The following is a 7866-nucleotide window of genomic DNA, read 5'->3' as shown; positions in this document are numbered from 1 at the left end:
AGCCTTTCCCTACAGATAAATTTTCTATGGGATTTGCGATTATAGGTGGAATGAATAAATTTAAAATTAATGATAATAAGGTTAATATTGATACGAATGTAAAATCTGAAGAAGTATTACCTAATACTAAGCTAAATAAAGAAACAGAAGATAAAGAAAAAAATACACGACGTATCATCGATGAGTATAAACCGGAAAATAATGATACTACAAAAGTGAATGAAGTGGTTCTAAAAGCTGAGTTTGAAATGGATAAGACTACAGCGATGACTGTGTACAGAAATCCTCATGTAGGATATGTTGGTCCTGTTTTATCTAATTCATATAAAGGAAATCAATTTGAATTGGATGAAAGGAGAAAAACTTACACATATGTAGATTTAAATGTGAATTTAGACAAAGATTTAGTCGTTCCGGAAAAATTATATGCAGAGTTTAATGGTTACTCATGGAGACCCTTATATGCTCTTGGAATTAAGGAAGATGGAACGAAGGAACTTCTACATGTATATTCAAAAAATGGAACAGATTTAGGAAATTCAAAAGATAGCTTCAATTCAATCGTTAGTAATACGGACCCTAGAGTCACATTTGGTGTTGAAACTAAGGGTAACCATAATATAACATTCAGAATGATTCTTAGATCGTTAAATGATAAGGATAGCGATCGTCCAGAAAACGAACGTAATGAGCGTATAGCTGAGAACGTAGTAAAACCGGATGCAGGTAAGTCTATTGCCGAAACAATTATGCGTAATATGACACTTCGCTCTCTTACATCAACAGAACTTAAAGCATTATTCCCTAATAAGAGTGATGAAGAAATCAATCAGATGGGTATTCGTATTAATCAAGAAAAAGCCAAAGGGTTAGCAGATACAAATGGTGAAACAGTTCTAAGAGTAACAGGTTCTGTTGAGGGTAATGTTCATCCAAATGCAGGGAAAATAGGTTGGTTTAATTCAGCCACAAATTTACCTATTAATAAAGTAGAAGCTAATGTTTTAGAACTAGGTTATGTTACATTTTATAATGTATCTTATAAATTTCAAAGCGGAACGCAAGGTAAGACATTGCCAGAAGCAATAGAAGGCTATAAACCAACAGACCAAAATCGTTATGCAAATCAGGCAGAAATAAATGCAACACAACCAACATCATTAGAGTATGTAGATACAGAAAATGATGGAAAATGGGTATTTAAGAGTTATGATGCTGAAAATAAACAAGTAAACAAAGCAGATGTAGAGTTCATTGGAAAATGGGAATTTACAGCTAATAAATACGGTGTAACATACAAATTTGAAAGTGGAACGCCAGATAAGACATTGCCAGAAGCAATAGAAGGTTATAAACCAACAGACCAAAACCGTTATGTAGACAAAGCTAATGTAGGTGCGACTCAACCGACAAAAACAGAGTACGTAGATGCAGAAAACGATGGAAAATGGGTATTTAAGAGTTATGATGCTGAAAATAAACAAGTAAACAAAGCAGATGTAGAGTTCATTGGAAAATGGGAATTTACAGCTAATAAATATGGTGTAACATACAAATTTGAAAGTGGAACATCAGATAAGACATTGCCAGCAGTAATAGAAGGCTATAAACCAACAGACCAAAATCGTTATGTAGATAAAGCTAATGTAGGTGCGACTCAACCGACAACTAGAGAGTATGTAGATGCAGAAAATGATGGAAAATGGGTATTCAAGAGCTACGATGCAGAAAGTAAAGCAGTAAATAAAGCAGATATAGAGTTTATAGGAAAATGGGAACTCGAAGCTAATAAGTACGTTGTAACATACAAATTCCAAAGTGGAACGCCAGGTAAGACATTACCGGAAGCAATAGAAGGCTATAAACCAACAGACCAAAATCGTTATGTAGATAAAGTAAATGTAGGTGCGACTCAACCGACAAAAACAGAGTACGTAGATACAGTAAATGATGGAAAATGGGTATTTACAAGCTACGATGCAGAAAGTAAAGTAGTAAATAAAGCAGATGTAGAGTTTGTAGGAAAATGGGAATTTACAGCGAATAAATATGGAGTAACTTACAAATTTGAAAGTGGTACAGAAGGAAAAACATTACCTAATAATGTTATGGCGTTACTTCCTGTGGATAATGAAGCTCGTGTTGATAAGACTGAAGTGACAGCAACAAAACCATCGAAACTAGATGTTGAAGATGGAAAAGGAAGTTGGGTATTTAAAGGTTATAAAGAGGATAAAAAAGTAATAAATAAAGAAAATGTTCAATTCGTAGGAACATGGGAATATGAAGAAAAAGCTCCAGAGCTGAAGCCGGAACCAAAACCGGAACCAAAACCAGAACTGAAGCCGGAACCAAAACCAGAGCCAAAGCCGGAACCAAAACCAGAACCGAAGCCGGAACCAAAACCAGAGCCAAAGCCGGAACCAAAACCAGAGATACAATCTAAAAAGATTGGCGTATTACCAAATACTGGTGAAAAACAGTCTAATGTTGAAATTTTTGGTGTGTTAGTAGCAGCTGGTGCAATAATGATGAGACGTAAAAGAAATGCTAAGTAGTAGATTGATGATTACTATTGAGGTAATTTAAATTCAAAAAAGATATGAACAGCAATTTCATAAAACTTCTTAGAATTGTCTAAGCTAATTCTATTGACAAATAGTGTTAAATTCTTTATACTATTAATTAAATTAATATGTAAAACATTGAAGAGATAAGTAGGTTAAATTTGATTCATAATAGAGAGCTTTCGGTTGGTGTAAGAGAGCAAGAGGAGATATAACTGAAAATGGTCTCGGAGTAATAGTTATCTAATAGGTAATTACGAAGGTGCGCGATATAGCACGACGGTATGAACACGTACCGATTAAGGTGAATATTTATATTCATGAATATGGGTGGTAACACGATAGACTCGTCCCTATTACATTAAATTGTAATAGTGACGAGTTTTTTTATTTAAGATAGAACAATTAAGGAGAAAAATAATGCCAATATGTATACAAAACGAATTACCGGTGAAAAATAAATTATTAGAAGAGGGAGTTGTTGTAATAGAAGAGAATAGGGCGAAAAATCAAGACATTAGACCTTTAAGGATATTAATTTTAAATTTAATGCCGAAGAAAGAAGAAACTGAACGTCAATTGCTAAGACTTCTAGGAAATTCCCCTCTTCAAATAACAGTGGAGTTCTTACATATGACAAGTCATATTGCAAAAAATACAGCACAATCTTATTTAGAGAAATTTTATAAAACATTTGATGAAGTGAAAAATAAGTATTATGATGGTCTTATTATTACTGGTGCACCGATAGAACATCTAAAATTTGAAGATGTTAATTATTGGGGAGAGTTGAATGATATTTTTGAATGGAGTAAAACGCATGTATTTTCAACATTAAACATTTGTTGGGCTGCACAGGCTAGTTTATATTATCACTATGGAGTGAAAAAAGAGCAGGTTAGTGATAAAGTATTTGGGGTGTTTGAGCATGATGTTCTTATCGAAAATCATACTTTAACGCGAGGATTCACAGACACCTTTTTAGCTCCTCATTCTAGGCATACAAAAATAGAGGAGGAGAAACTTCCTACTATTTCTGAGTTGGATATTCTTGCTAAATCAGAAGATGTTGGAACGCTTCTTGTGGCGACTAAAGATTTAAGAAAGATTTTTATAACAGGACACATTGAATATGATGCAGATACTTTGCATAATGAGTATGTTCGTGATAAAAATAGTAGTTTACCTATAGATATTCCTGTAAACTATTACCCAGGGAATGATGATGAAAAAACTCCTAAAAATAGATGGAGAGGAGTAGCTTATTTATTCTATCACAACTGGTTAAATCAGGTATATCAATTGACTCCATATGATTTAACTGAATTAGAAAAATAAGATAAAAACAAAAGACTTTACAGATATGTTTGAAACATACTGTAAAGTCTATTTCTAGTTATCTTTTTTTTCTTCCTTTTTATCTGAGTTTTCCTCATCTGTTAATCCTGAAATTGATTTTTTAAATGATGTAAACATTTTTCCTATAGATTCGCCAAGTTCAGGTAGACGTTTAGGACCAAAGATAATTAGAGCAGCTATAATAAGAACTATAACACCTGGAGCTCCGATATCACGTAGAAATCCCATTATTTTTCACCTCTTTTGTTATAAATATACTTACTAATAATTATGCTAATCTCATAAATTAAAATTAATGGTATCGACATAACGATATCACTAATAAAATCAGCAGGTGTAATGATTACTGCTATTACTATTAATATAAAATATGCGTATCTTCTATTTTTAATTAAGAAGCTCGGTGTTAGGATATTTAGGGATGTTAAAAATGCAACAATAACAGGAAATTCAAAAAGTATTGCTATCGGTATTGTTGTATTAATAACAAATGATAGATAGTTTTGAGCTGTTAATTGAGTGTCGAATAAATCATCTCCAATAGAAAGTAGCACATTTAAAATAGCAGGGGTCACTATAAAGAACCCGAAAGCTAATCCTGTTGAAAAGCAAATGAATACCGCTGGTATATAAGCAAGTAATGCACGAGCTTCTCTCTCTTCTAATGCTGGTTTAATGAATGCCCATATTTGATAACAAATGAATGGTATCGAAAAAGTGAAGGCACAAATACCTGCTAGTGTTAGATATATCCATAGTATATCATTAGGTCCAAGAACAATCAATTTATTATTAAAATTACTCGTTAAAAATTTATAAATATCTGCAGACCATAGTAAACTTACTATGAAAGAGACGATAAAAAACACAAGGCTTAGTATTAGTCTCTTTCTAAGTTCGGTTAGATGATCCACGGTAGAAACTTTGTCTCCATATTTCATCGCAAGTTACCTATTTATTTTTAGATTTTTCATAGAATATACTAATCGCTACAACAATGATATAAATTAGTTGAGCTATTATTACTTCAAAACTAGGATAGATTCCTAAAATTTCGATAGTAGGTATGTAATCTATAATGTTATTTGATATCATATCAGTTATTTGTAAGGCATGTATACTTACTCCAAGCATTTTGAATCCTAGAATGTATATTAACCAAGATAGAACTAGGAATACTTTACTAATTGGTAATTTCTCAGATGCTTTTACCATAATTATAGCTATAATTATTAAAGCGACAATAGCAAGAGCTATCCCGATTAGAAGATTTGTTGTTGAAATTAACGGCATGATTCCAGCATAGAATAAAATAGTTTCAGCACCTTCACGGAATACTGCCAGGAAGCTAAGTGTAAACATAGAAATAAAGCTTCCAGTTGAAAGTACTAGATTTAGTTTAGTATCCATATATTTTTTCCATGCTTTAACAGAACTTTTGCTATGTAGCCATATTCCAATACCTATCATCATTAATACCGCGAAGATACCAACTACACCTTCGATAATCTCTCGGTTAGTACCTGATGCTAGAGCAGGGAATGAGTATTTTAAGATTACGGCTGCTAGTATACTAGAAAGAATTCCGACTAAAGCACCTGCATAAATCCATACTAGACCTTTTCTTTGTTTTGCGGCTTTTAAAGCACTAGCTAAAGATAGGACAATGATTAGTGCTTCTACACCTTCACGAAGTAAAATCAGCATAGAATCTACAGCAGTATAGTTAGATTTTGTATCTATTTTAGAAAGTTCAGCAATTAAGTTTTTAAGTTGATCTTGATATTTTTGTTCGCTACCTTTAACCATAATTATAGGGGTTTCACTTTCTACTTTAGTATATAAAGAAACGTTACGTGTACGAACTTCACCTTCAATAATAGGCCATACTTCAATGAATTTCTTCATTTTTTGAGAGCCTTGAGTTTTGTTTCCATCTTTAAATGCTGAAAGACTCTCTTCCAGAAGTCTTATACCTTGTTCAAGTGTTTTAACATCTGAATTTTGTTCCAGTTTTTTACCTGCTAGGAAATCATCAAGATAATTTTTTAAATCTGATAGATATAATTTTGTAGTTTGATAGTCATAAGGTTCAACCTCCATAGAACTACGTAGAAATGACATTGTTGTCTCTATTTTACCGTAGTAAGCAGGCTCTAGTGTTCTTACTATACCTTCATTACGCACCCAAGAAGCATTATATTTAACGTATTCTGCTTTCATAGTTTCTGAATTTTTAGTATCAACAGCTTTTTCCAATTTATCGAAAGCAGGATAAAGTTTTGTTTTAAAAGCTTTCTTTTCTGCTTCAACATCAAGAGGATTTTGTTCATTTTCAAAAGCAAGTAGGGCAGTTGATAACTCTCTAAGTTGATTTTCGTTGATGTCGTTTGATTTTAATGTTTGTTTAACTTTTTTTCCAGCTTCAGAATCTGAATTTTTTGTCGACTCAAATTCTGTTTTAAATTCTACTATTAGTTTTTTAGCTTTATCCTGCTCATTATTTTTTAGTGCAGTATTGGCATCAGTAATCTTTATAAATAGACTACTATATGATTCTTTAGCTACTATAGTTTTTAAATATGTTGAACTAAAGCTGAAAAGTACGATGAAAGCTAAAATAATTTTAGTCAAAAAGTTTTTGGCCAATATATTCTCCCTCCTTAATTCCTCCAAAACATGCGAATAAACCACTACCAATATGAGTTATGTATTCATTCATTTTATCTTCATTCCCAAGACTATTTTGGATTGTAATAAATTGTTTTGGATCTTTTTGGAATGATATAAATAGTAATCCGGAATCAAATTGTCCAGTAGTTTCATTTATTCCATCTGAGTATGAGTAGGAACGTCTTAGTAGTTCTACGCCTGGTTTATGTGCTAAATGAACATGCGAAGTAACAGGGATTAGAGGTTTTCCATCTGGGCCTTTTTTATTAAGATCAATTGGTGCAAATTCATCAGTTTCTCCGAAAGGGGCACCACTTTCTTTATATCTTCCAAATGTATTTTCTTGTTCATTGAGACTTGTTCTATCCCATGTTTCAAGGTGCATTTGAATACGCCTAACAGCCATGTAACTTCCATCTTTCATCCAGTTATTATTATCACACCAAACGATTTTATTAAACTGGTCTTCTTTAGTTGCGTTTGCAGTGCCGTCTTTAAATCCAAAAAGATTACGTGGTGTTTCAATGCGGTTTCCAATTGCAGCAAATCCTGATTGACTCCATTTCATAGTGACTGTAGAACGAGCTTTTCTCACTAAGTTACGGACAGCGTGAAATGCTACTTGTTCATCGTCGGCACATGCTTGAATACAAATATCTCCACCTGTGTATTTTTCTTTTAGTTGTTCCCTAGCGAATGGTGGTAAGTCTTTAAATTCTTCAAGATTTTTATTATCTAATTTCATTTTTTTTAGGAAACTTGGACTAACTCCAAATGTCAGAGTTAAACGATAGGGATTTAACCCTACCGTTTCTCCAGTATCTTTCGGTGGTAAATAATGGTTTTTAAGAGCAGGTTCAACAAGTTCACCATTCATTAATTTTTCACTATATTTAGTCCATTCTTTAAACATATTAATAACATCGTCACGCTTATTTGAGTGTAAATCTAATACGACAAAATAAACGCATTTTTGCATTAAAGTAGTAATACCAGCTTGGTGTTTACCATAGAAACTGATTTTTTCTTCGCCATCAGCAATGACTCTTTTGTTTTCAGCTTTATTCGCAAAAAAACCACCAAGTGCAGAAGCACCTACAATCGCACCGGCTCCAGTCATTCCTGCTTTTTTTAGAAAATCACGTCTTGTTATTTTTTTGTCAATCCATTTTTTACCAGATTCTTCCATATTACTTAGCCTCTTCGTCTAATATTACACCCATTTGTGAAAGTGGTTCACCTAATTTTGTTACTGCTTCAGAAAGTT

Annotated in this window: 6 protein-coding genes and 1 other annotated feature; of the genes, 2 read left to right on the top strand and 4 right to left on the bottom strand. The window is 32.8% G+C overall.

All coding sequences use genetic code 11. From position 1 onward, the window contains the following. A partial coding sequence (locus tag RWQ73_RS07255; protein WP_314407678.1) for an SHIRT domain-containing protein occupies positions 1 to 2558 on the top strand: 2558 nt, incomplete at its 5' end. A gap of 138 nt (positions 2559 to 2696) precedes the next feature. Next, positions 2697 to 2925: a binding site (T-box leader), on the top strand. Between the two features lie 62 nt (positions 2926 to 2987). Beyond that, on the top strand, positions 2988 to 3905 hold the full coding sequence (gene metA / locus RWQ73_RS07250) for a homoserine O-succinyltransferase (protein WP_314407676.1): 918 nt from the start codon (positions 2988 to 2990) through the stop codon (positions 3903 to 3905). Positions 3906 to 3959: 54 nt separating this feature from the next. On the opposite strand, the gene RWQ73_RS07245 is transcribed toward metA, so the two are convergent. The 4 genes from RWQ73_RS07245 to efeB are packed head-to-tail and all read right to left on the bottom strand — an operon-like array spanning position 3960 to position 7788. Continuing rightward, the gene (locus RWQ73_RS07245) at positions 3960 to 4154 is read right to left on the bottom strand and encodes a twin-arginine translocase TatA/TatE family subunit (protein ID WP_314407674.1); all 195 of its coding nucleotides are present in this window, start codon (positions 4152 to 4154) and stop codon (positions 3960 to 3962) included. Then, the gene (gene tatC / locus RWQ73_RS07240; protein ID WP_314407672.1) at positions 4154 to 4867 is read right to left on the bottom strand and encodes a twin-arginine translocase subunit TatC; all 714 of its coding nucleotides are present in this window, start codon (positions 4865 to 4867) and stop codon (positions 4154 to 4156) included. The genes RWQ73_RS07245 and tatC overlap by 1 nt, the downstream gene beginning before the upstream one ends. A 10-nt stretch (positions 4868 to 4877) precedes the next feature. Next, positions 4878 to 6575, bottom strand: a complete 1698-nt coding sequence (locus tag RWQ73_RS07235) for an FTR1 family protein (protein WP_314407671.1) — start codon at positions 6573 to 6575, stop codon at positions 4878 to 4880. After that, entirely contained in the window at positions 6553 to 7788 is a 1236-nt protein-coding gene (efeB, locus tag RWQ73_RS07230) for an iron uptake transporter deferrochelatase/peroxidase subunit (RefSeq protein WP_314407669.1), read from the bottom strand. The genes RWQ73_RS07235 and efeB overlap by 23 nt, the downstream gene beginning before the upstream one ends. Positions 7789 to 7866: the final 78 nt, after the last annotated feature.

This window comes from uncultured Gemella sp., assembly GCF_963525875.1.
In the GTDB taxonomy this organism is placed as follows: Bacteria; Bacillota; Bacilli; order Staphylococcales; family Gemellaceae; genus Gemella.
This window is presented reverse-complemented; position numbering and strand designations above follow the sequence as displayed.

Excerpts from the sequence above, each read along its gene's own strand:
- metA (WP_314407676.1), top strand. The coding sequence starts at position 2,988 with ATGCCAATATGTATACAAAACGAATTACCGGTGAAAAATAAATTATTA.
- tatC (WP_314407672.1), bottom strand. The coding sequence starts at position 4,867 with ATGAAATATGGAGACAAAGTTTCTACCGTGGATCATCTAACCGAACTT.
- efeB (WP_314407669.1), bottom strand. The coding sequence starts at position 7,788 with ATGGAAGAATCTGGTAAAAAATGGATTGACAAAAAAATAACAAGACGT.
- RWQ73_RS07245 (WP_314407674.1), bottom strand. The coding sequence starts at position 4,154 with ATGGGATTTCTACGTGATATCGGAGCTCCAGGTGTTATAGTTCTTATT.